This window comes from Dactylosporangium aurantiacum, from assembly GCF_000716715.1.
Taxonomy (GTDB): Bacteria; Actinomycetota; Actinomycetes; order Mycobacteriales; family Micromonosporaceae; genus Dactylosporangium; species Dactylosporangium aurantiacum.
The window spans coordinates 1-22688 of sequence record NZ_JNYJ01000073.1; the positions used below are offsets into that span (position 1 = coordinate 1).

Below are 22688 nucleotides of genomic sequence, written 5' to 3' on the forward strand. Positions count from 1 at the left end.
CATGGGCGCAGTACTGGCTCGCGGCGGCGCCGGAGCGCAGCGGAGGTGACGGCGTGAGCGGGCCGGAGCGCAGCGGAGGTGACGGCGTGACCGTCGTTCGGGAGAACCCGGCGCGCACGGGTGAGGTCGTCGGGCGGGTCGTGGCGGTCACCCGCAACATCCCCGACCGGGTCGACGACGCCGTCCGCGCCGCGCACGCCGCGTTCCGCCGGTGGTCCGCGACGCCGCTGCCGGACCGGCTCGCCGCGCTGCGCGCCGCCGCCGACGCGGTCGCCGGCGACCTCGAAGGGCTCGCCGTGCTGCTCGCCCGGGAGATCGGCAAGCCGCTGCCCGACTGCCGGGGCGAGATCGGCTTCGCCGTACAGCACCTGCGGTGGGTGATCGAGCACGCGCCGGCCGCGTACGCCGACCGGGAGCTCGACGACGCCGCGGGACGGCTGCTGCGGCTGCGCAAGCCGTACGGGGTCGTGGTCGCGGTCACCCCGTGGAACGCGCCGGTCATCCTCACCATGCTCAAGCTCGCCCCGGCGCTCGCCGCCGGCAACACCGTCCTGGTCAAACCGTCGCCGCTCGGCCCGCTCACCGTGGAGCGCGTGGTGCGGCTGCTGCAGCAGCATTTGCCCAGCGCCGCCGTCAAGGTCCTGCACGGCCACGCCGACCTGGTCACGGCGCTGGTCACGCACCGCCTGGTGCGCAAGGTCGCGTTCACCGGCGGCGAGGACGCCGGCCGGGCGATCGCCGCGGCCGCCGCGGACCGGCTGATCCCGTCGGTGCTGGAGCTCGGCGGCAACGACCCGGCGGTGTTCCTGGACGACGCGCCGCTGGACGACGCGAGCATGGACCGGCTCGTCATGGCCAGCTTCGCCAGCGCCGGCCAGGTGTGCATGGCGGCGAAGCGGCTGTACGTGCCGCGCGCCCGCGCGGGCGAGTTCGTCGAGGCGTACGTGGCCGCGGCGCAGCGCGTCCTCGTCGTCGGCGACCCCCTCGCCGCCGGGGTCACGATGGGCCCGATGATCAGCGACGCCGCCCGGCGGCGGGCCCGCGACCTGACCCTCGCCGCCGGCGCCGAGCTGGTCGACCTCGGCCGCCGCGACGCCGGCTACGACGAGACCGCGGGCTACTTCCTGCCGCCGGTGCTCGTCGTGGACCCGCCGCAGGACGCGGCGGTGCTGCGCGAGGAGCAGTTCGCCCCGGTCGTGCCGGTCACCTTCTACGACGCCGAGGACCAGGCCCTGGCCATGGCCAACGACGACGACCTCGGCCTCGGCGCGTCGGTGTGGAGCGCCGACGAGGACCGGGCGTTCGCGTTCGCCCGCCGGCTGGAGGCCGGTTTCGCCTTCGTCAACACCCACAACCGCACCGGCATGTCGCTGCGCGCCCCGTTCGGCGGGGTGAAACGCTCCGGCTGGGGCCGCGAGTACGCGCAGGAGGGCCTCGCCGAGTACGCGCAGACCTGCGTCGTGCACGCCCCGGCCGCGTTCCGCGCCGGCGGCGCCGGCCTGCCGCCCACCGCGTACCCGTCGTGACCCCACCGGCTCACCACGCCCGCCGCCGTCCGAGCCGCCGCCGCCCGACCCGCCGCCGCTGTCCGACCCGCCGCCGCTGTCCGACCCGCCGCCGCCGCCGTCCGAGCCGCCGCCGCCACTGTCAGAGCCGCCGCCCTGGTCGGGACCGCCGCCCGGCCCACCGCCGTCGGGGAGGCCACCACCGGAGAGGCCGTCGCCCGACCCGCCGTCCGGCGAGCCGATGAGGGCGTCCGCGGCGGCGTTGCCGAAGCCCTCCAGGACGCCTTCGAAGGCGCCGCGGGTCCAGGCGGACGTCCAGCCCGCGCCGGTCGTGTCCGGGGCGCCGGCGTCGGGGTGGGCACGCAGCAGCCGCGCCGCCTGGCTGGTCCTGCCCTGACGCACCAGCAGGCCGGCCAGCATCGCCAGGGCCGCCGGGTCGCTCAGCCCGCTGCGCAGCAGCCGCTCCGCGTCGGCGGGACGGTTCCGGCGCAGCAGCGCCCGGGCGGCACGGCGCAGCTGCTCGGCGGTGTGCGGCTCCAGCGGCGCCCCGCCGAGCAGCCGGACCGCGGCCGCGTGCTCGGCGAGCGCTCGGTCCGCCGCGAAGCTCTCCGCCAGCAGCGCCGCGTGCCGCATCCGCTCGTGCGCGTCGCCGGGCAGCCGCGCCACCACCTCGGCCTGCAGCGGCGCGGCGGCGGCCGGCAGGTGGTCGTGCCGGGCGACCACGGCCCGCAGCTGCTCCAGCGTGCCGGACCCGGCGACCTGCCGGGCCAGCGCCCGCAGCTCCTCGTCGCGCCGCCCGATGCGCAGCAGGTCGATGAGCCGGTGCAGGTGCGGCAGGCTGCCGCCGGCGATCCCGTCGCGCAGCAGGCCCTCGCCCCGGGCCGGGTCGCGGCGGGCGATGTCCATGGCGACCCGGGCGTGCAGCTCGGGACCGGGGTGGCGGGCCAGCTCGTACCGCAGCCGCAACCCCCGCGGGTCGGCCCGCCGCGCACCGCGCAGGAGCGCGACGGCCCCGGCCGCGACGAGCAGGGCGCCGGCGACGCCGAGCGCGAGCGGGACGCCCCAGACCAGCCGGGCCGCGACGAGCAGCGCCGCCGGCGGCAGCAGCACCGCGGCCGCCCGCCCCGCCCACACGGCCAGCACCGCCGGCCACAGCGGCACCCCCAGGTACCCCCTCACACGCATGCCCCGATGATGCCGGAGCCCGGCGGGCGCGCGGGTCCCGCGGCGGTGGGCGTCAGCGGGTGCGGCGGGCGATGACGACGTCGGTGACGGCGGCCGCCAGGGCCAGGCCGAGGAAGGCGATCGCGACCATGAGCGCCATCTCGAACGCGGCGGCCCAGTCGCCGGAGGTGACGGTGAGGCGGGCGAAGAACACCGCGCCGATCGCGGCGATGCCGAAGGCGGCGCCGACGCGCTGGGCGGTCTGCACGACGCCGGCGGCGCTGCCGGAGCGGTCGACCGGGACGTCGGCGAGGGTGAGGGTCTGGTTCGGGGTGATGACCAGACCGCTGCCGAGGCCCGCGACGAGCAGCGGCGCGGTGAGCACCCAGGGCGAGACCCCGGCGTGCAGCACGACGAAGATCCCGGTCAGGCCGGCCAGGACGACCGACAGCCCGGCGACCACGAGGGGCCGGCCGAACCGGTCGACGACCCGGCCGCCCGCGAACGCCGCCAGGGCGGAGCCGAGCGCGAACGGGGTGATCGCCAGGCCCGCCTCGAGCGCGGTGAAGTGCTGGCCGCGCTGCAGGTACAGGGTGAGGATGAAGAAGTTCGCGGTGAACCCGGCGAAGTACACCAGCACGACGGCGGTGCCGAGCGCGTAGGAGCGCCGGCGGAACAGCTGCAGGTCCGCCAGCGGCACGCCCGGGTAGCGCAGCTCCCACCAGACGAAACCGGCGAGCGTCAGGGTGCCGGTGCCCAGCAGGTACCAGTGCCGCTGCTCGATGAGGGGCAGCAGGATCTGCACCACGGCGAGGCCGAGCAGCAGCACGCCGACCGGGTCCAGGCTCTCCCGGCGGCGGCGTTCGGCGGGGCGCCGCGGGATGAGCCGCCACCCGAGCACGGCGGCGGCCAGGCCGACCGGCAGGTTGATGTAGAAGACCCAGCGCCAGCCGTTCTCGTGCCCGGCGACCTGGATGATCACCCCGCCGAGCAGCGGCCCGGCGGCGGTGGCGATACCGATGACCGCGCCGAGCAGGCCGAACGGGCGGGCCCGCTCCGCCGGCGGGTACAGCCGCTGGATGAGGCCGGTCACCTGCGGGTTCACCACGCCCGCGAACGCGCCCTGCACGAGCCGGGCGGTGACCAGCCACGCCTCGCTCTGCGCCGCCCCGGCCGCGGCGCTGGCGGCGGTGAAGCCCAGCAGCCCGGCGACGAAGACGGGCCGGATCCCGCGGGCGTCGCCGAACCGGCCGGCGGGCACCAGCAGCAGGCCGAACGTCAGCGCGTACCCGGACAGCACCCACTGCAGCCCGCTGGCCCCGATGCGCAGACCCGCCTGCATCGACGGGATGGCAACGTTGACGATGCTGACGTCCAGCAGCGTCATGAACGCCGCGACGAGCGCGACGCCGAGCGCCCGGCCCCGCATCCGGTGGCGCTCAGGCGGGGTCGTGGACAGCTCGGCCGGCATCGCCTCAGGTATTGCCCGGCCGGCGCCGGTTCATGCCTGGGGTGACGGACCGCTCAGGTAGTCGACCACGGTCCGCGCGGCGAGGCGGGGGCGCAGCCAGCGGGCGAGCTCCAGGTGCGCCTCGTGCGACTGGTAGCCCAGCAGGCCGGCCGCGTCGTCGTGGGTGGTGATCAGGCAAAGGTCGCCGGACACGTCGCTGTGCACCGTGTCCAGGCCGACCAGCAGGGAACGGACCTGTGGCACCACGCCGGCGAGGCCCTCCAGGAGTTCCTTGGCCTTCGGCGCGTCGGCCGGATCCGTGAACTTCATGACGACGACATGGGTCAGCACCACCATCGGCCTCTCTTTCGCCGGATCGCGTGGCGAGTGTATGTTCGGGAAACACTGTTCCGCTAGAGGAACCAGGAGGCCCTCGTGAGGGTTGCCGCTGTCCAGTTCGCCGTCGGTCAGGACGTGTCCGCGAACCTCGCGAGCTGCCTGCGGATGATCGACCAGGCCGCCGCCGAGGGCGCGGAGCTGGTGGTCCTGCCGGAATTCTGCAACCACCTGTCGTGGTACGACGACCGCGACCATGCCCGGCGCATGGCCTGCCGGCTCGGCGACGCGTTCCTGACCGCGGTCGCGGACCGGGCGGCGCACCACGGCGTGCACGTCAAGATCAACGTCACGCTCGCCCGCGACGACGGCCGGACCACCGGCACCAACCTGCTCTTCGGCCCGTCCGGCGAGCTGCTCGGGCAGAGCGACAAGCAGACCCTGATGGGCAGCGAGAACGACCACCTGCACCGGGGGAGCGAGAACGGCCCGGTCGTGCCCACCGCGTTCGGTACCGTCGGCATGTATGCCTGCATGGAGGGCGTCGCGCCGGAGGTGGCCCGCGGTCTCGCGCTGCGCGGGGCGCAGGTGCTGCTCAACAGCCTCAACTCGTTCGCCACGGACGAGGCGAGCCTGCACATCCCGGTGCGGGCGGCGGAGAACCGGGTCTGGGTGGTGGCGGCCAACAAGGTCGGCCCGCTGCTGCCGGACGACAAGCTCGAGACGATCAGCGCCGGGCTCAAGGTGCCGCCGCAGTGGCTGCACGGCGCCGGGGAGAGCCAGATCGTGGCGCCGGACGGCACCGTGGTGGCGAAGGGTCCGCGCACCGGCGAGGCCGTGGTGGTCGCCGACATCGACCCCGCCGCCGCCCTCGACAAGCGCCGGCCCGACGGCACCGACCGGTTCGCCGCCCGCCGCGGCCCGCTCTACGCGGCGATCGGCCGCCCGCCGCAGGCCCCCACCCGCCCGCCGGCCGCCGAGTCGCTGCGGGCCGCCATGGTACGGGCGACGACGCCGGACGCGCTGCGGCGCCACACGCGCGACGTGCTGGCCGCCGGCGCGACCCTGCTGGTCCTGCCCGAGCTGGCGGAGCCCTGGGTGGTGCCGGCGATGCGCGAGCTGCTCGACGGCACCGACGCGGTCGCGGTGACCAGCGTCCTGGAGGGCGGCGCGCACACCGGCGTGGTGGCGTCCGGCACCGGGATCGTCGGCCGGCAGCCGCAGCTGCACCCGGTCGCGCGGCTGGCCGCCGACGTCAGCCGGCACGGCGACGGCCTCGCCACGTTCGACCTGCCGTGGGGGCGCCTGGCGGTGGTCGTCGGCGACGACGCCATCTATCCGGAGGTGTTCCGGCTGGCCGCGATCGCCGGCGTGGACGTGGTGGCCGTGCCGTTCACCCCGGCCGAGGACTGGGAGCTGGCGCTGGGGCTGCCGGAGCGGGCCGCGGAGAACCGGCTCAACATCGTCGCCGCGACACCGCCGGGCGTGCCCGCCGCCTTCTACGCGCTGAGCCCCGACTTCACGCTGTGGACCGCCTGGGAGGGCCCGTTCACGGGCCGGATCAGCCACCCCGTCGTCACCGGCGTCGCGGCCGACGCGCCCGCGGCCACCGCGGTGCTCGCGCCGGCGCAGAGCCGCAACAAGCTCGTGTCGCGCGGCACCGACCTGCTCGACGGCCGGCCGTGGCAGCTCGTCGACGCGCTGACCCGTTGACATCCGTTACCCGTAGCGAAACACTGTTTCCATTGCTGCGGCACGACTTGGAGAGTGAGCGCGTGGAGGAAACCGTCCAGCACGTCGAGGAGATGCTCGACGCCTCGCCCGTCATCGACGTCCACCACACCTTCGCACAGTTCCAGCAGCTCCTGACGGATCTCAAGGCCAAGATCGACGCGAGGTTCGCCACCACGCGCGACCCGTCGACGGACATCCTGGAGCAGTACGGGACGTATCCCGAGGGACCCGGCGGCCGGGTGGCCGCCTACAGCGGGCCGGAGGTCGACTGGATGGTGCACTCGTGGCTGGGCGACCCGGCGCGCAGCTTCGTGAACCTGCACCTGACCTGCTGGCTCGGCCCGCAGGTCCGGGTGCCGCACCTCGGCATCGCGCTGCTGTGCTGGCCCGGCGGCTGGTTCTACACCGACTACCTCCCGCGCACCGACATCGTCGTGGACGGCGACTACTTCGACCGCTACTATGCCCCCGCCAACGACGACTGGCTGGCGCACAAGGCCGACCCGGAGTTCGCCTGGTTCACCAGCCGGGCCGCGTTCATCCGCGCCTCGTTGTCCCCCAACGCCTACGTGTACTCCTTCGAGCGCACCGAACGGAACCTGGCGGTCGTCAGCGACGTGCTGCACGCCCGGGTCGACCGGTGGCTCGAATGGGTCGACGAGGCCCCGGCGGTGCCGGAGGCGGAGCGCGCCGCGCTGCGCGAGCGGGACCTCGCCACCCGGCGCAACATCGCCGAGCGCGACCCGGCCAACGTGATGGGCGTGCGGTACTTCGGCGAGGAGACCACCGAGCGTCTCGTGCGCGCCCTGTGGGGCGGCGACCGCGAACTGCCCCGCCCGTGACCGGCACGGTCGGTGCGGAGGTGACGGCGTGACGCGTTCCACGATCCGCTCGCTGTGGTCCGCCGTCACGATCCCCGGCGCCGAGGCCCCCTATGCCACCGCGCACCTGAAGGTGCACTACCCGGCGCTGGTCACCGGGTCGGACGCGGAACGGCTCAGCGGCGTCTTCCAGGCCGACCCGGCCGGCGGGCCGTACCCGGTGGTGCTCGTACTCAGCGGCGTCAACGTCGGCCAGGACGCCTACCGCTGGCTCGCCGTCGAGCTGGCCCGGCAGGGCTTCGCCGCGGTCACCTACGACTGGGTCGGCCCCCTGTTCGCCGGCCAGGTCGGCATCACACCCGGCGTCGACCTCGCCCTGGCCCGGCCCGGCACGTACGGCGACGGCCCCACCTGCCAGGCGATCGAGCCGGTCCTGCGGCGGCTCGCCGCGCTGCACGCCGACGGCCCGCTGCGCGGCGCGCTCGACCTGGACCGGGTGGCGCTGTTCGGCCACTCGGCCGGCGGCACCGTGGCGCTGCAGTCCGGTCGGTTCTTCCCGCAGGTGCGGGCGGTCGCCACCTACGGCGCGCACACCATGGTCTCCACGATGCTCGGCTGGCCGGCCGGCACCGTCGCGGAGGCACTGGTCGACTCGCCGGTGCTGTTGCTGGCCGGCGCCGAGGACGGCGTCATCGCCGCCTCCGCCGACCGGTACGGCGCCGCCGGCGGCGACCCGCACGACCCGGTCAGCCGCACCTTCGACGAGGCACTCAAGGACCGCGCCGGCGCGCACGTCCTGGCGACCGTGGCCGGGGCCAACCACTTCAGCGTCGTGGAGCCCGCCGACCCGACCGCGGCCCGCTCGTTCCTCGACCGGCCGTCCACCGTCGGCGGCTCCACGGCCCGCGGCGTCATCGCCGGCCTGCTGTCCGCGTTCCTGCGCACCCACCTGTGCGGCGGCGACCCCGCCGCCCTCGACACGTTCCCCCCGGACCTGGTGTCCGTCCGGCGCCGCTAGGAGCCTCGCATGTTGAAGAACTTCTGGTACGCGGTCGAGTTCGCCGACCGTGTCACCACCACCCCGCTGCGCGTCACGTGCCTCGGCCAGGAGCTGGTGCTGTACCGCACGCCGAAGGGCCGCCCGGTCGCGCTGTCGGACCTGTGCGTGCACCGCGGCGCCGCGCTGTCCGGCGGCTGGGTCAAGAACGACTCGATCGTGTGCCCGTACCACGGCTGGGAGTACGAGCCCGACGGCGCCTGCGTGAAGATCCCGGCCAACCAGCCGGGCCGCGGCATCCCGAAGAAGGCCCGGGTCGACTCGTACCCCGTCCAGGAGCGCTACGGGTTCCTCTGGGTGTTCCTCGGCGACCTGCCCGAGGCCGAGCGACCGCCGATCCCGGTCTGGCCGGAGTTCGACGACCTCGTCGGCGACGGCGGCCGGTTCAAGGCGGTCACCGGCGAGTACCTGTGGAAGTCCAACTACGAGCGGATCCTCGAGAACGGCTGCGACATCGCGCACACGCCGTTCGTGCACGCCGGCGCCTTCGGCAACCCGGAGCGCCCCGACGTCGAGGAGTACGAGCTGGAGATCCCCGACCAGTGGTCGGCGTTCGCGACGGTCCGGCTGCACCCGCCCGCGCCGAAGGGCATCTGGTCGCTGATCGGCCGGCGCGGCCGCGACCTCAAGGACCGCCCGCCGGTGGCGACCACCGCCGGCTGGATGCTGCCGAACATGATCAAGCTGCACGTCCGGCTGCCGCTGGGCAACCTCATCATCTACGACACCAACATCCCCGTCGACGAGACCACCACGCTGGTCAAGTGGGTCGCGCTGCGCGACTTCTTCACCGGCAACTGGGCCGACAAGAACGCCATCCAGCGGGTCGAGAAGATCTTCGGTCAGGACGCCCCGGTCGTCGACAAGGTCCGCCCCGAGCTGCTGCCGTTCGACCTCGGCGCCGAGCTGCACGTCAAGAGCGACCTCATCGCCGTGCACTACCGGCGGCGCCGGCAGGAGCTGGCCGAGCAGGGCTGGCTGCTGGGCGACGAGGACCGCATCATGGGCGACGTCCCGCGCCGCGAGGCCACGGTCATCGCCTCACCGGCCCGGCGGGAGAACCCGGAGCTGGCCCGCGCCTGGGTGCATAAGGCGAAGGGCGAACACCCCACGGTCGCCGAGGCGGAGCGGATCGGCAAGGCCCGCCGCGACGCCGAGGACAACGGCACATTGGAGGAACTGTGACGTCGCTGCCCTTCGCCCTGGCCACCCGGGCCCTGGACGCGATCCTCGCCCGGCAGCCGCTGACCGAGGTCGGCGCGCCCTACCGGGAGCTGCGCTCCCCGATGTCCCCGGCACCGGTCGGCACGATGCGGGTCTGGCAGGGCGACGGCGAGGTGTCGCGGATCGTGTACGTCGGCCTCGTCGTGCCCCCGATCAACCTCGACAGCCACATGGTCTTCGCGTTCACGGACCCGAAGTCGGCGGTGCCTCACTTCACGCTCGACTCCGTGTACGGCGGCGCCTACTACGCCTACCACCTCGACCTCATCCCCCGCGCCGAGCTGTCCTCGCACCTGGCGTACATGGACAGCGCGTACCATCCGCTGACCGCGCGCTACGAGGAGGCGTCGCAGCGCGACGGGCTCACCCGCGCGCACATCGGGCCCCGCCAGCACGCCCTCATGTCGCCGTGGATGCTGGTGCACCGCGCCGACGAGGCCGCGTTCCGGGGCATGGACCCGATCGTCGACGCCTACGCCGGGCACTGGCTCGACCTGGTCGCGGCCGGGCTGCCGGCGGAGGTCACCGGGTCGCTCGCCGACACCGACCTGGCCGCCCGGGACGCCACCGTGCGCGCCAACCTCTTCAGCCCGGCGGTCGACCCGGTGTGGGCGCAGGTGTCGCGGCTGCTCGGCGAGCCGGCCTCCGACGAGATCCGCGACGTGCTCATCGGCGGGCCGCTGTCATGACCGCGGCACCTTCGCAGTGGCAGCAGCGCATCGCCGGTGAGTGGCACGGCCGGCCGAGCCTCTTCGACGCCGACGGCACCTGGCGCGGCTACGAGGACATCCGCCGCTCCTCCGTCTTCGCCGACGGCGTCACCACGTACTACATGGACGGCGGCCTGGAGGGCGGCGGGCCGCTCGCCGGGCGGTTCCGGCTCGGCGCGCCGTTCGCGTTCGGCGTGGTCGACTCCGACGCCGACCGGATCTACACCGGCCCCGACTTCTACGGCACCGGCCAGCCGTACGGCACGTTCGTCGACGCGCACTACTACGGCCCCGGCTGGCAGGTCGACCTCAACACCTGGAACCAGGTGCTCGGCGACGACACCCAGGTGTACTCCTCGATGCTGTACCAGGGACCGGCGGTCGTCGGCTGCTTCAACGGCGTGTACCGGCGCGGGGTGGACGGCGACACCCTCGCCGCGCACCTGGCGGCGGAGACCCGCAACGGCCCGGTCCCGTTCATCCTGCCGACGAAGCAGGCGGGCGTCTACAGTGGACGATGCGAGCTGTGGGGCGCCGACCAGAAGCTCGTCGGGCCGGTCGACGTGGAGCTGGCGCTCACCCCGGTCGACCTGCTGCGCACCCGCCTGTCGGTCACCTGGACCGGCGCGCTGCGGCGCGCGTTCACGGTGGACTGGCGCCGCGACGGGTTCCGGTCCTTCTACGAGGGGCCCGGCGCGTGGGGCAACGCGATCGCGTTCGGCCGGGCCAACTACAGCACCGTGCACTGCACCGACGTGGTGAAGCTGACCGGCCGGGAGTTCATGCTCGACGCCACCCCCGGAATGGGCGCCGGCACCGTCCTGGCCGTCGCGTACCGGGTGTACGAGGGCGCCACCCTCGCCGGCGTCGTGCACGGCTCGCTCACCTGGAGCGCGGCATGACCGTCGTCGTGGTGACCGGAGGGACCCGCGGCATCGGCCAAGGGCTGGTCCGGCAGTTCCACGCCCGTGGCTGCTCGGTCGTCTACTGTGGACGGTCAGTGCCGGCGGAGCCGGACCCCGACCCGCGGGTGCGCGGCGTCGTCGCCGACGTCACCGACCGCGCCGCGGTGCGCGACCTGTGGGAGGAGGCCGTCGCCGCGTACGGCCGGGTCGACATCTGGATCAACAACGCCGGCGTCACCACCGCCCGCCGGCCGCTGTGGGAGCTGCCGCCGGCGGAGCTGGACGCCGTCATCGACGTCAACCTGCGCGGCCTGGCCCACGCCAGCGCCGTCGTCCTGGCCGCCATGCGCGCCCAGGGGCACGGGGCGCTGTGGAACATGGAGGGCTTCGGCTCCGGCAACCAGAAGGCGCCCGGGCTCGCCGCGTACGGCGCCACGAAACGCGCCGTCACGTACCTCACCGACGCCCTGGCGAAGGAACTGGCGGCGGAGCTGGGCAAGGACTCGCCCGTCACGGTCGCGCACCTGTCGCCCGGCATGGTCGTCACCGACCTGCTCGCCCGGGACTACACCCCGGAGGAGTTCGCCAAGGCGAAGAAGATCTTCAACATCCTCGCCGACACCGTCGAGACCGTCACCCCGTGGCTCGCCGAGCGGGTCCTCGCCGGGGTGCCCAACGGCGGGCGGGTCGCCTGGCTCACCACCCCGAAGGCGGTCGGCCGGTTCGCCACCGCCGCCTTCCGCAAACGGGACCTCTTCGCATGACCGGCCCGCAGCGGAGCGAGGAGCCGGTCATTATGGGCGCAGTTCGAAGGTCAGGACGGCGCCGGAGCGCAGCGGAGGTGACGGCATGAGCACCGGCGATTACCCGGTGATCCTGGCGGTCGAGGACTTCGTGCCGACGCTGCTGGCCCTGGCCGGGTTCTGGCTCCTCGCCGGGCTCGCCCCCTCCGGAAGGGTGACGCCCGGGCGGGTCGGCGCGGTGCTCATCGGCGCCGGCGGCCTCGCCAAGTCGGCGTGGAAGCTGCTCCTCGCCGGGTTCGGGGTCGACCTGCCGTGGCTGGAGGCGTCGCTGTTCCCGCTCATGTCCGCCGGCGCGGTCACCCTCATCTGGGCGCTGCTGCCGACGGCGCCGTGGTGGCCGTTCGCGGCCGTCTACGCCGCGGTGGCCGGCGGCGCCCTGGTCGCCGGCGCGATGAAGCCGGTCTTCATCCTGGCCACCGCCGGCGTCACCACCATCAGCGTCATCGGCGCCGTGTACGCCGGGCGGCGCCGGGCCAGGACCGCGATCGCGCTGTACACGCTCGGCATCGTCCTGGTGACCGCGCTGGTGCCGCTGCGCAACCATCCCGAGCACGAGACGCTGCGCCTGCAGTGGATCGAGCAGGGCACCAACACCGCCGCGCAGCTGGCGTTCCTCACCGCGGCGTGGCTCACCGTCCGCGCCTACCGCCGCTCCCGCCCGCTCTCCCCCTCCATCGAGGTGCCCGCATGACCGACGCCCTGGGCTGGCGCCACAAGTTCGGTGTCATCGCCCCGTCCACGAACACGATCGTCGAACCCGACTTCTACGCCATGGGCGTGCCCGGCGTGACCGCGCACTTCTCCCGCATCCACATCCGCGACCAGGACCTGTCCAGCGACGAGGGGTTCGAGAACCTCCTCACCCAGATCCGGGCGGAGATCGGCCACGCCTGCGAGCGGGTGCTGACCTGCGAGCCCGACTTCATGGTCATGGGCATGTCCGCGGAGACGTTCTGGGGCGGCGTCGAGGGCAACCGTGAATTCGTCGCCCAGATCAACGGCATCACCGGCCTGGGCGTCGCCACCGGCGCCGAGGCCTGCGAGCGCGCCCTGCACCTGTACGGCGCCCGCCGCATCGGCGTGGTGACCCCGTACCAGCCGGTCGGCGACGAGAACGTGGTCCGGTTCTTCTCGGAGCTCGGCTTCGAGGTGGTACGGATCAAGGGGCTGCGCTGCCCGACGGCGGTGTCGATCGCGCACGTCACCGAGGCGGAGCTGCGCGCGGCGATCCTCGAGGTGGACGGCCCCGACGTCGACGCGATCGTGCAGTGCGGGACGAACCTGTCGATGGTCCGCCTCGCCGACGAGGCCGAACGCTGGCTGCGCAAGCCGGTGATCGCCATCAACGCGGCCACCTGGTGGATGGCGCTGCGCGACAACGGGGTCCAGGACAAGGTGTACGGCGCCGGCGGCCTGCTGCGCGACCACTGACCGGGGCCGGGGGCGGCGCGTCACGCTTTCCCCGGCACGTCCGGCAACGTGTCCCGCGGCTCGGCAGGCGGCTCGGCAGGCGGTTCGTCGTGCAGCATCTGGCGCCACCAGACGGCGATCGCCGCGACCGGTGGCGCCAGCAGCACCCCGACCAGTCCCGCCAGGGCGCCCCCGACGACGGTGACCGCGAGGATCACCACCGGGTGCAGGTCCAGGGCACGGCCGAACACGAACGGGCGCAGCACCCCCTCCAGGATGTTCTGCGTCACCAGCACGATCACCAGCATCCACGCGGCCGCGGCCGGGCCGCCCGCGCCGAGCGCGACGACCACGACGAACGCCGCCGACACCCACGCGCCGAGGTACGGCACGAACGCCGCGACGAACGTGATCAGCGCGATCATCCCGATCAGCGGCAGCCGCAGCGCCACCGCGCCGAGGGTGATGACCACGGTGTCCATGGCCGCCACGACGGCGGTGCCCACGATGTACCGGCGCATCCGCAGCGCCGCGCCGTCCAGCAGCTGGCGGGTCAGGCCGGGCCGCAGCGGCAGCCGCCGATCGAGCCACGCCACGCCCGCCGGTCCGTCCTTGAACAGGTAGTACAGGACGAACGCGGCCACGAAGACGCCGATCGCCGCCTGCACGGCCAGCGCCGCGCCGCTCAGCACCGCCGAGCCGACGCCGAGCACGGCGGTGCGCCACTGCGGCGAGCCCAGCAGCGTGTTGAGCGGGTCGGCGCCCAGCGCGGCGTGCACCTCCTCCCCGGCACTGGCTAGGACGTCGCTCCAGGCCGCGCCCATGCCGGCGAAGGTGCGCACCAGGAGCAGGCCGAGCACCACGAGCAGCGCCGGCACCAGCAACGCCCCGACGAGCGCGGCCAGCGCCGCCGAGGCCCCGTGCCGGCGCAGCCACTGGACGAACGGCTGCAGCGCGGCGGCGACCACCAGGGTGACCAGCAGCGGCGCCAGCACGGCCAGCACCGCGCCCAGCCCGGCGATGAAGGCGGCGGCACCGACGATGACGCCGGTCACCAGCCACCCCGACCGGCCGAGCCGGGCCAGCCAGGTCGGCGGGTTGTGCACACCCATGGCGCGGCAATGCCCCGGCGCGCGCCGGTCAATCCTGCTTCCCGGCAGGTCGCACGGGCGGGTCTCGCCGGCCGGTGGGCGGACCGCCGGGTGTCAGGGTGCCGTGGCGGTGGCGAACACCCGGCGCAGCGACGCGAACGTCTCCAGGGAGCGGCGCCCCTCCTCCTGCAGCGACCGCATCGCCGCGTCGGGTCCGGGCTCGGCGACGACCGCCTCCCACAGGTCCCGCTCCGCCTGCCGCCAGTCCGGCCGCTGGCGCACGTCCACGTCGACGAAGCCGGCCTCGCCCAGGTCCCGCAGCAGGTGTACCGCCCGGATCCGCGGCGGCACCAGCGGGTCGTCCGGGTCGGCGGCCTCCCAGCAGGTCAGCGCCACCCGGCCGCCCGGCTTCAGCAGCCGGCGGAACTCCCGCAGCGCGGCCAGCGGCGGCTCGCCGAACTGCACCGCGTCCACGCACATCACCGCGTCCGCCGTGCCGCCGGGCAGCCCCGTGTCCAGCAGGGTGCCGACCCGGAACTCGGCCCGCCCGGCCGGCAGCCGCTGCGCCGCCACGTCCGCCGCCTGCCGCAGCGCGGTGGCGGAGAAGTCCACCCCGACCAGCCGGGCGCCGGTGCGGTGGGCGATCTCGATGCCGTACCCGGCGCGGCCGCACCCGACGTCGAGCAGCAGCCCGCCGTGCGGGACCCGCAGCGCCTCCTCCACGTCGGCGACGCCCTGCCAGGTGAGCAGGCTGGTGGAGCGAAGGTACGCCGGCAGCTGCAGCATCCGGGCGATGATCTCGTCGCGGCTGGTCGAGTCCGCGATGTCGGCGTACCACTGGTCGAAGTACCCGGCATCGGGCAGCGTCGCCGGTGCGGGCTTGTCCGTCGTCATCCGGGCATTGTCTCCCTGCCAGGCCCCTCGCCGCTGCCCTCGCCACCGCCAGGCGGCGCCTGCACACCTGGCTGCCGCCCCGGCGCGTCCGCCGCGTCGTCGGCGTGGGCGATGCGGGTCAGCTCACGCCACAGCAGCGCCACGAACACGGCGGAGCCGGCGAAGGCGAACCAGAACGGCGCCGTCACGCCCACCCGGGTCGCCAGGGCCCCGCCGATCGCGGAGCCGACGACCAGGCCGCCGAAGACGCTGATGGTGTTGACGCTGCCGACGCGGCCCTGCAGGTGCTCCGGCACCGCCCGCTGCCGCACCGTGATCGACGTGGTGCCCCAGATGAACGCGTGCGCGCCGAAGACGAACATGACCGCGCCGGCGATCCACACCGAGGTGGTCACCGCGAGCGCCAGATGCGTGAGCGTCTCGATGATCAGCCCGGCCCGCATCACGTTGCCGAGGCTCACCCGGCTGGTCAGCCGGCCGTATATGGCGGTGCCGAGCAGTCCGCCGAGGGCACCGGCGGTGGTGAACAGGCCGAACCCGACGGCGTCGAGGCCGAGGCGCTGCTGGGCGTACAGGACCAGCACCGACCAGGCGGCGCCGAACGTGACGTTGAAGATGAGGATCGTCAGCGACAGCGTACGTACCGCCGGGTGCCGCACCGTCCACCGCAGCCCCTCGACGACCTCGTGCCGCACCCCGGCCGGCCGCCGGGTCCCGGGCGGTTCGCGGACCGGCAGGACGACCCGGGACACCAGCAGCACCCCGGCGGCGACGAGCACCGCCTCGGCGAGGAACGGCCACAGCAGGCCGGCCGCGAACAGCGCCGCGCCGACCGGCGGCCCGACCAGCTGGTTCAGGGTCAGGAACCCGGCCTGGAGGCGGGCGTTGGCCACGACGAGGTCGTCGCGGCGCACCAGCGTCGGGGTGAGCGTCGCGGCGGCGTTGTCGGCGAACACCTCCGCCGTGGTCAGCAGCCCGAGCGCGACGAGAGCGGGCACCACCGTGAGCCGGTCGGCGGCCAGCAGCGCGACCACGACGACGAGGATCGCGGCCCGCACCGCGTCGGCCGCCATCACGATCCGCCGCCGGTCGAGCCGGTCGGACAGGACCCCCGCGTACAGGCCGAACACCAGCGGCGGCGCCCACCGCAGCAGCGCCGCCAGCGACACCAGGAACGCGTTGCCGGTGAGCGAGGCCACCAGCAGCGGCCCGGCGGCGACCGCGATCCCGTCGCCGAGGTTGCTCGTCCACGACGAGGCCAGCAGCCACCGGAACCCGGTGCCCAGCCGCGCCGGCACGAGACGTTCGACGATGCCACCCACGAGGAGAGGACCTTACGTGCCCACGCGCCGCGACGCACCCCCGTAACCACGCCGCGCCGCGGTCACCGGCGCTGGTCGAGCCACTTCAGGATCGCCTGGTTCGTCTCCTGCGGCCGCTCCTGCTGGATCCAGTGGCCGCAGTCCAGACTGACCACCTCGACACCGGGCACGAACTCGGCCAGCCGTGGCGACCGCTGGATCGTGTCCCGGTCGCCGTAGATCATAAGGGTGGGCTGCCGGATGATCGGGTCGACGTCCGCCAGCAGGTGCCAGTTGCGGTCCAGGTTGCGGTACCAGTTGATGCCGCCCGTGAACCCTGACGCCTCGAACGCGGCGACGAAGACGGCCAGCTCGCTGTCGCTCATGACGGGCTCGCCGAGCGGTGCCGCGGCCCTGGCGAGGTCGATCGGCGCCATGCCCAGCTGCGGCGTGTTCTTCCGGTACAGGTTGCGCAGGAACTGGGACGTGTGCGCGTCGAACAGGGCGTCCGCGACGCCCGGCTGCCGGTTGAAGTGGACGAAGTAGAAGTCGCCGCCGAGCACCTCCTCCATGGACTCGATCCAGGGCTTCTCGCCGCGTTCGAGGTAGGGCAGGCTCAGGTTGACCACCGCGTTGACCCGCTCCGGGTGCAGCAGGGTCAGCCCCCAGACGACGGCCGCACCCCAGTCATGACCGACGAAGGTGGCATCCTCGTACCCGTAGTGGTCGAGCAGTGCGACGAGGTCACCGGACAGGTGCGCGATGTCGTACGCCGTCACGTCGGCCGGACGGGACGAGTTACCGTAGCCCCGCTGGTTCGGCACGATGACGTGGTAGCCCGCCGCGGCGAGCACGGGCACCTGATGGCGCCACGAGTAGGCGTGCTCCGGCCAGCCGTGGCAGAGCACGACGGGCCTGCCCGCATGTTCGCGGCCCGCTTCGAAGACCTCCAGCTCCACACCGTTGACCGGGACGCGGATGGGCTCGGGAAAATCAGTTGTCATGCCGGCATCCTGCCGACCGGAACCGGCCACCTCCTGACCGGTTTTGTTGCCCGACCCTGCGCTCCGCCCGGCCGTCATCTTCGACGACAACGGCGCCGGCCGGCGCGGCGTTCCTGCGCTCCCTGACCGCCCCCGGCCGAACCCTCTCGACGGGCGACGGCTGCCGCATACCGGTGGCACCCCGTACGTCGCAGTCGATGTCGCCGTCCCCCGCCCGACGGCGTCAGCATCGAGCCGGCCGATCACGGCCTCGGCCGGCCCCGCGGCGGGTTGACCACGAACCTGCACCTCGGGTGTGCGCAGGGCCGGAAGCCGCCGTCGATCGTGCGGACTTCGTCAAGAGGCTGTCGACGAAGGCATCGATCTCCTCGGGCTCCGCGAGCAGCACCGGGCTCTCGCCGTGCCCGCTCCGACAGCGAGCCTCGCCCCGAGGAAACGTCACCCTCGCCGCCTGGCCAACCACCGATCAGCCGGCTGTCACCTACGTCTTGACGCAGTACACCTAGGCGCCGGTGGTTGGGGGCGTCGCGCGGCGGCGGGTGCGGGCTGGTAGGACGATCAGGGCGCCGGCGCCGAGCAGGAGCAGGGCGGTGCCCCACAGGAGCAGGACCGGCAGGGTGCCGCCGTCGCCGGTTTTCGGCAGGGACTGCCCGGCGGCCTCGGCGGCGGTGGCGGCCGTCGACCTGACGGTGAACTTCGCGACGATGGTGGTGTCCGCGGGGCCGGTGACCGGGTCGTTGCCGCCGTTGCACTCGGTGTCGACCTGCGGGTGGTCGAACAGGACGTCCGCGACGGTCAGCGTCACCAGGCCGGGGGTGCCGGCGGTGAACTGGCCGGTGAGGGTGGCGCCGGGCACGGTCGCCTGGGCGGCGACGGCGCCGTACGCCGGGCCCGTCAGCTTCACCGTGCCGGTCTGCGCGCCGCTGAGCTTGACGGTCGCGGTGGGTCGCAGGTCGCCGGCGGTGATCGGCGCCGGGCCGTTCTTGCCGCCGTTGTCGAAGGTGTACGTGACGGTGACGTTCGCCCCGTAGCCGGGGTTGGCCGGCGACATGGTCAGCGTGTGCGTCGCGGTCCAGTCACGGATCGTGCTGAGCGTCTTGCACTGCATCGTCACCGACTTCGGCCCGAAGGTCTCCGCCGGCGTGGCCGCCTCGGTGGCCGACGGGGACACTGAGGCCGACGCCGAAGCAGACACCGAGACCGACGCCGAAGCAGACACCGAGGCGGACGCCGAAGCGGATGGCGACGCCGAGGCCGACGCGGACCCGGACGGCGCCGGGGAGACCACGGCCGAGTCGGTGACCGGCGTGTCCACGGGGGCCGCCTTGTGGTCGCGGTCGCCGCCGGCCGAGCAGTACGTCGTCGCCGTGGTGTTGGCGAACGCGACCTGCCGCACGGTGAGCGTCACGGTGCCGGGGGCCGTCGCGGTGTACGTGCCGGTGGCGCTGACCGGGCCGAGCGGCACCCCCGCCGCCTTCGCCGACGCCGGGTACGCGGCCTGGCTCAGGGTGACCGTGCCGGTCTGCGCGCCGCCGAGCGTGACCGTGACCCGCACCGGCACGTCGCCGGCGTTGAGCGGCACGGGACCGTTGGTGACGCCCGCGGCGGCGGCCAGGGTCACCGTCACCGTCTGCCCCGCGGCCGGGCTCGCCGGGCTCTGCGTGAGGGTGAACGTGTCGCTCCAGACCGTCGGTGACGTGCCCGTCCCGGCGTCGCTGAAGTACAGCCGGCAGCCGAGGTCCGCGGTGACGGGCGCGGCCGCCAGGGCCGGCGCCGTCAGCCCTCCGAGCGCGGCGAGGGCCACGACCGCCGCACCGGTCGCGACGCGCCGCACGCCGTTCACATCTCTTCCGCGGTACGGGCACGGCGCCGCCGCGCCGGCAGGATCACCAGCAGGCCCACGCCGACGGTGAGCAGCGCCGAACCGGCGAGCACGACCACGAACGGCTCGTCGCCCGGCCCGGTCTTCGGCAGCGCCGTCGCCTCGGCCGCGGCGGTCGTGGCCTGGGCCGCCTGCGTCGTGGCCTGGGCCGCGGCGCCGAACGTGAGCTTCACCGACGCCTTGTTCGCGGCGATGTCGCCGGCGTTGCCGCCGGACGGCAGGATCTGCGCCGCGATGACACAGGTGCGTTTCGTGCAGTCGAACGTGCCGAACTTCTGTGCCAGCTTCAGCGTCACCGTCGGCAGCTTGCCGGCGGCGTCGGCGTTGACGAACTGGGAGCCGCCGGCGAGGTTGCAGTCGGTCGGGCCCTTCACCTCCTCGATGCACTGCCCGACCGCGATCTGCTTCAGGTTCGGGGTGAAGCCGCTGCCGCCGACGGTCACCGACGCGCCGTCGGTGAGCCCGGTGGTCTTGCTGACGGTGAGCGTGGGCGCGGCCCACGCCGGCGCCGCGCCGAGCGGGACGACCCCGGCCAGCGCCGCCGTGACGAGCACCGTCAGGGTCGGGATCCGTCGTTGCATCGGGACTCTCCTCATGTCGTCGGGCTCATGTCGTTGCTCCTGACCGGTTGACGGCCGCGAGGTCCGTGCCGAGGTAGGACCGCACGACGGCCGGGTGCGCGCGGACGTCGTCCGGGGTGCCGTCGGCGATGATCCGGCCGCTGTCCAGCGCGACCATCCGGGTCGCGAGCCGGGACAGCAGCGGCAGGTCGTGCTCGATGACGAGCAGGGTGGTGCCGAGCTCGCGGTGTACCCGCAGCAGCAGGTCGCCGAGGGCGGCGCCGTCGGCCTGCGAGACGCCCGAGGACGGCTCGTCCAGCAGCAGCAGCGCCGGTTCGAGCGCGAGCAGGCAGGTGATCTCGACCATCCGCCGGGTGCCGGTCGACAGCGTGCCGACGAGGTCGCCGGCGACCGGGGACAGCCCCATGAGGTCGACGAGCTCGGCCGCCCGCCGGGCCTTGCGCCGCTCCGCGAGGGGCGCGCCGAGCGCGGAGGCGAGCAGCCCGCTCGGCGCGGTGCGCTCCCCCGCCGTCATCACCGTCTCCAGCACGGTCATCGTGGCGAACAGCCGGGCGTCCTGGAACGACCGCACCAGCCCCAACCGGGCCCGGCGCTCCGGGGTCGCCCGGGTCACGTCCCGGCCGGCGAACGTGACGGTGCCCGCGCCGGGCGGTACGAACCCCGCGATGATCTCGAACAGGGTGGTCTTGCCGGCACCGTTGGGTCCGATGATGCCGAGCACCTCGCCGGCGGACACGTCGAGGCTCACCCCGGCCACGGCGCTCACCCCGCCGAAGGAGCGGGCGATGTCCCGCACCACCAGCAGCGGCACCCCGGGGGCGGGCGGCCGCAGCGGCGCCGTGCGGGCCGGCAGCGTCAGGCCGGCCGGGCCGTTCGCCGTGCCGGTGTCCTTGTCCGCCGGCGCCGGTCGCCACCGGGTCAGCAGGGCGTCCCGCGCGCGTACCAGCAGACCGCCGAGACCGCCGGGCAGCAGCACGACGACGAGCAGCCACCCGAGGGTGAGCGCCGCCTGGCCGGGGATGCCGAGAGCCACGAAGGCGGGGATGCCGACGATGACGATCGCGCCCAGCAGCGGCCCGCCGAGCAGCCCGATACCGCCGACGACGGTGACGGCGACGACGTCGATGCTCGCCGCGGCCGGGAAGCTGTTCACGGTCAGCTGGGTCTGGCCGTGGCCGATGACGGCGCCGCCGAGCCCGGCGAGGGCGCCGGCGACCGCGTACGCCTGCAGCTTGCGCAGCGGTGCCGACACCGTCAGCGCCCGCGCCGCCTCCTCGTTGTCCCGCAGCGCGGTCAGCAGCCGGCCGAACGCGCCGCGGCGCAGGTTCGCCGTCAGCCACAGGCCGAGCCCCAGCATGAGCAGCGCGAACAGGTAGTAGTCCTTGGCCACCTCGAGCGGGTAGCCGGCCCACCCCGGCTTCGGGGCGCTCACCCCGGAGCCGAGCAGCCAGTCCCGGCGCAGCAGGAACGCGCTGGTCGCCAGGGCGAACGCGAGCGTGGTCACGGCGAGCGCGAGCCCTCGCAGGCGCAGCGCCGGCACGCCGACCGCGGCGGCGGCGAGCGCGGCCGCCGCGCAGCCGGCGACGACCCCGGCGAAGAAGTTGCCGGTGGACGCGGCGACCCGCACCGACACGGCGCCGCCGATGCCGGCGAACGCGAACTGGCCCAGCGACAGCTCCCCCGCCACGCCGGTGACGACGAGCACCGACAGCGCGACGAGGGTGAACCCGGCGACCGTGGTGAGCGCCGACGCGGTCTGGTTGTCCACCAGGTAGGCCAGGGCAGCGGCGAGCAGGAACCCGGCGCCGGCGACGAGCCGCCCGAGGTGGCGCAGCGGCCACGGGCCGGTGAGGGCGGCGGCGCCGGAGCGGATCCAGCCGCCGTCGTCGGTGTCGCGGCGGCCGAGCCGCGGCTGGCGCAGCAGCGCGATGAGGATCGTCGCGCCGAGCACGACCTGGACCAGGCCCGTGCCGGACGACCCGGACAGCAGGACCTGCTCCAGCACGCCGATGCCCAGCGACGCGGCGAACGCCACGGGGATCGACGACAGCCGGGCGATGACGGCCCCGGCGAGGCCCTTGAGCAGCAGGTCCGGGCCGAGCGTGTCGATCGACTGGGCGCCCTGGGTGGGGGTGACGAGGATGGCGGAGAACGCCGCGATCCCGCCCGCGATCGCCCACGCGACCGTCGCCATCCGCGGGGCGGCGACCCCGTCGAGCAGCGCCGCGGACGGCTGGTCGGCGGCGGCGCGGATGGCCAGGCCGTGCCGGGACCGTTTCAGGAACAGCGCCAGCGCCACCAGCAGCAGCGGGGTGAGGACCAGCATCGCGGTGAACGCCGGCCCGACCGGGGTGCGCCCGACGGTGAACGACGGCAGCCCCGGCGGCCGCGGGAACGTGGCGCCGCTGACCCCCTGCCGGTTGACCAGCAGCGACACGACGAGGATGAACTGCGACAGCCCGAGCGTGGCGATCATCCCGATGACCCGGGAACGGTGCCGCAGCCGGCGCACCACGCCCGCCTCGACGCCGGCGGCGACCCCCGCGGCGACCGCCATCGCCACGGGGAACGCCACCCAGTACGGCAGCCCCTCCCCGGCGACGAGCCGACCGAGGACGGCGGCGCCGAACACGCCGATCGAGCCGTGCGCGAAGTTGACGAACCGGCTGGAGCGGTACACGAGCACCAGGCCCACGGCGAGCAGCGCGTACGTGAGCCCGGTGAACAGCCCGAGCAGAATCCGGTCGGGCCCGAAGTCATAACCGACAATCGTCATGCCGCCGCCTCCGCTGCGCTCCGGCGTCGGCCTGACTTCA

The 22688-nt window shown here is 74.4% G+C and carries 19 protein-coding genes and 1 pseudogene; 11 read left to right on the forward strand and 9 right to left on the reverse strand.

Annotated features, from left to right (window positions below):
* Nucleotides 1-1526: aldehyde dehydrogenase family protein (locus OP18_RS47020; RefSeq protein ID WP_342668966.1), on the forward strand; the 1526-nt coding region annotated here is incomplete at its 5' end.
* A gap of 333 nt (nt 1527-1859) precedes the next feature.
* On the forward strand, nt 1860-2765 hold the full coding sequence (locus OP18_RS47025; protein WP_033366791.1) for a hypothetical protein: 906 nt from the start codon (nt 1860-1862) through the stop codon (nt 2763-2765).
* Here OP18_RS47025 and OP18_RS47030 read toward each other — a convergent pair.
* Together OP18_RS47030 and OP18_RS47035 are read right to left on the reverse strand one after the other, a co-directional pair.
* Complete coding sequence (locus OP18_RS47030; RefSeq protein WP_052388410.1) at nt 2743-4140, reverse strand: MFS transporter; 1398 nt, start codon at nt 4138-4140, stop codon at nt 2743-2745. The two genes, OP18_RS47025 and OP18_RS47030, sit on opposite strands and share 23 nt — an antisense overlap.
* 30 nt (nt 4141-4170) lie before the next feature.
* The gene (locus tag OP18_RS47035) at nt 4171-4476 is read right to left on the reverse strand and encodes a Dabb family protein (RefSeq protein WP_052388411.1); all 306 of its coding nucleotides are present in this window, start codon (nt 4474-4476) and stop codon (nt 4171-4173) included.
* A 78-nt stretch (nt 4477-4554) separates the two neighbouring features.
* On the opposite strand from OP18_RS47035, the gene OP18_RS47040 reads away from it, so the two are divergent.
* From OP18_RS47040 to OP18_RS47080, 9 genes are all read left to right on the forward strand, one after another.
* Entirely contained in the window at nt 4555-6168 is a 1614-nt protein-coding gene (locus OP18_RS47040; RefSeq protein WP_033366792.1) for a carbon-nitrogen hydrolase family protein, read from the forward strand.
* Nucleotides 6169-6230: 62 nt separating this feature from the next.
* Nucleotides 6231-7031, forward strand: a complete 801-nt coding sequence (locus tag OP18_RS47045) for an oxidoreductase (RefSeq protein WP_052388412.1) — start codon at nt 6231-6233, stop codon at nt 7029-7031.
* 28 nt (nt 7032-7059) lie between these two features.
* The gene (locus tag OP18_RS47050) at nt 7060-8028 is read left to right on the forward strand and encodes an alpha/beta hydrolase family protein (protein WP_033366794.1); all 969 of its coding nucleotides are present in this window, start codon (nt 7060-7062) and stop codon (nt 8026-8028) included.
* Between the two features lie 9 nt (nt 8029-8037).
* Nucleotides 8038-9252 carry an aromatic ring-hydroxylating dioxygenase subunit alpha gene (locus OP18_RS47055; RefSeq protein WP_033366795.1) on the forward strand — a complete coding sequence of 405 codons (1215 nt, stop codon included), beginning with the start codon at nt 8038-8040 and terminating at the stop codon, nt 9250-9252.
* Nucleotides 9249-9980 carry a hypothetical protein gene (locus OP18_RS47060; RefSeq protein ID WP_033366797.1) on the forward strand — a complete coding sequence of 244 codons (732 nt, stop codon included), beginning with the start codon at nt 9249-9251 and terminating at the stop codon, nt 9978-9980. The genes OP18_RS47055 and OP18_RS47060 overlap by 4 nt, the downstream gene beginning before the upstream one ends.
* Nucleotides 9977-10903, forward strand: coding sequence for a hypothetical protein (locus OP18_RS47065; protein WP_033366799.1), 927 nt, complete (start codon nt 9977-9979; stop codon nt 10901-10903). Before OP18_RS47060 ends, OP18_RS47065 begins: the two co-directional genes overlap by 4 nt.
* The gene (locus tag OP18_RS47070) at nt 10900-11670 is read left to right on the forward strand and encodes an SDR family NAD(P)-dependent oxidoreductase (protein WP_033366802.1); all 771 of its coding nucleotides are present in this window, start codon (nt 10900-10902) and stop codon (nt 11668-11670) included. The genes OP18_RS47065 and OP18_RS47070 overlap by 4 nt, the downstream gene beginning before the upstream one ends.
* A gap of 85 nt (nt 11671-11755) precedes the next feature.
* Nucleotides 11756-12400: a hypothetical protein gene (locus OP18_RS54130; RefSeq protein WP_052388413.1), complete on the forward strand. Its 645-nt coding sequence runs from the start codon at nt 11756-11758 to the stop codon at nt 12398-12400.
* Nucleotides 12397-13140: a maleate cis-trans isomerase family protein gene (locus OP18_RS47080; protein WP_033366804.1), complete on the forward strand. Its 744-nt coding sequence runs from the start codon at nt 12397-12399 to the stop codon at nt 13138-13140. The genes OP18_RS54130 and OP18_RS47080 overlap by 4 nt, the downstream gene beginning before the upstream one ends.
* Before the next feature lie 20 nt (nt 13141-13160).
* On the opposite strand, the gene OP18_RS47085 is transcribed toward OP18_RS47080, so the two are convergent.
* The 7 genes and pseudogenes from OP18_RS47085 to OP18_RS47115 form a co-directional block, all read right to left on the reverse strand.
* A complete protein-coding gene (locus OP18_RS47085; RefSeq protein ID WP_033366805.1) occupies nt 13161-14231 on the reverse strand; it encodes an AI-2E family transporter in 1071 nt (356 codons plus the stop codon).
* Nucleotides 14232-14324: 93 nt separating this feature from the next.
* Nucleotides 14325-15104 (reverse strand): class I SAM-dependent methyltransferase, encoded by a 780-nt coding sequence (locus OP18_RS54135; protein WP_052388414.1) that lies wholly within the window; start codon nt 15102-15104, stop codon nt 14325-14327.
* Between the two features lie 80 nt (nt 15105-15184).
* Nucleotides 15185-16426: pseudogene (locus OP18_RS47095) on the reverse strand (MFS transporter); the annotation flags it as partial.
* A 62-nt stretch (nt 16427-16488) separates the two neighbouring features.
* Nucleotides 16489-17409 carry an alpha/beta fold hydrolase gene (locus OP18_RS47100; protein WP_033366806.1) on the reverse strand — a complete coding sequence of 307 codons (921 nt, stop codon included), beginning with the start codon at nt 17407-17409 and terminating at the stop codon, nt 16489-16491.
* 502 nt (nt 17410-17911) lie between these two features.
* Nucleotides 17912-19243, reverse strand: coding sequence for a hypothetical protein (locus OP18_RS47105; protein WP_156090286.1), 1332 nt, complete (start codon nt 19241-19243; stop codon nt 17912-17914).
* Between the two features lie 5 nt (nt 19244-19248).
* A complete protein-coding gene (locus OP18_RS47110; protein WP_033366810.1) occupies nt 19249-19872 on the reverse strand; it encodes a neocarzinostatin apoprotein domain-containing protein in 624 nt (207 codons plus the stop codon).
* Nucleotides 19873-19897: 25 nt separating this feature from the next.
* Nucleotides 19898-22648 carry an ABC transporter permease subunit gene (locus OP18_RS47115; RefSeq protein WP_033366826.1) on the reverse strand — a complete coding sequence of 917 codons (2751 nt, stop codon included), beginning with the start codon at nt 22646-22648 and terminating at the stop codon, nt 19898-19900.
* Nucleotides 22649-22688: the final 40 nt, after the last annotated feature.

Coding starts and splice junctions, on each gene's coding strand:
- OP18_RS47110 (WP_033366810.1), bottom strand. CDS start 19,872: ATGCAACGACGGATCCCGACCCTGACGGTGCTCGTCACGGCGGCGCTG.
- OP18_RS54130 (WP_052388413.1), top strand. CDS start 11,756: ATGAGCACCGGCGATTACCCGGTGATCCTGGCGGTCGAGGACTTCGTG.
- OP18_RS47035 (WP_052388411.1), bottom strand. CDS start 4,476: ATGGTGGTGCTGACCCATGTCGTCGTCATGAAGTTCACGGATCCGGCC.
- OP18_RS47055 (WP_033366795.1), top strand. CDS start 8,038: ATGTTGAAGAACTTCTGGTACGCGGTCGAGTTCGCCGACCGTGTCACC.
- OP18_RS47030 (WP_052388410.1), bottom strand. CDS start 4,140: ATGCCGGCCGAGCTGTCCACGACCCCGCCTGAGCGCCACCGGATGCGG.
- OP18_RS54135 (WP_052388414.1), bottom strand. CDS start 15,104: ATGACGACGGACAAGCCCGCACCGGCGACGCTGCCCGATGCCGGGTAC.
- OP18_RS47080 (WP_033366804.1), top strand. CDS start 12,397: ATGACCGACGCCCTGGGCTGGCGCCACAAGTTCGGTGTCATCGCCCCG.
- OP18_RS47085 (WP_033366805.1), bottom strand. CDS start 14,231: ATGGGTGTGCACAACCCGCCGACCTGGCTGGCCCGGCTCGGCCGGTCG.
- OP18_RS47070 (WP_033366802.1), top strand. CDS start 10,900: ATGACCGTCGTCGTGGTGACCGGAGGGACCCGCGGCATCGGCCAAGGG.
- OP18_RS47065 (WP_033366799.1), top strand. CDS start 9,977: ATGACCGCGGCACCTTCGCAGTGGCAGCAGCGCATCGCCGGTGAGTGG.
- OP18_RS47100 (WP_033366806.1), bottom strand. CDS start 17,409: ATGACAACTGATTTTCCCGAGCCCATCCGCGTCCCGGTCAACGGTGTG.
- OP18_RS47115 (WP_033366826.1), bottom strand. CDS start 22,648: ATGACGATTGTCGGTTATGACTTCGGGCCCGACCGGATTCTGCTCGGG.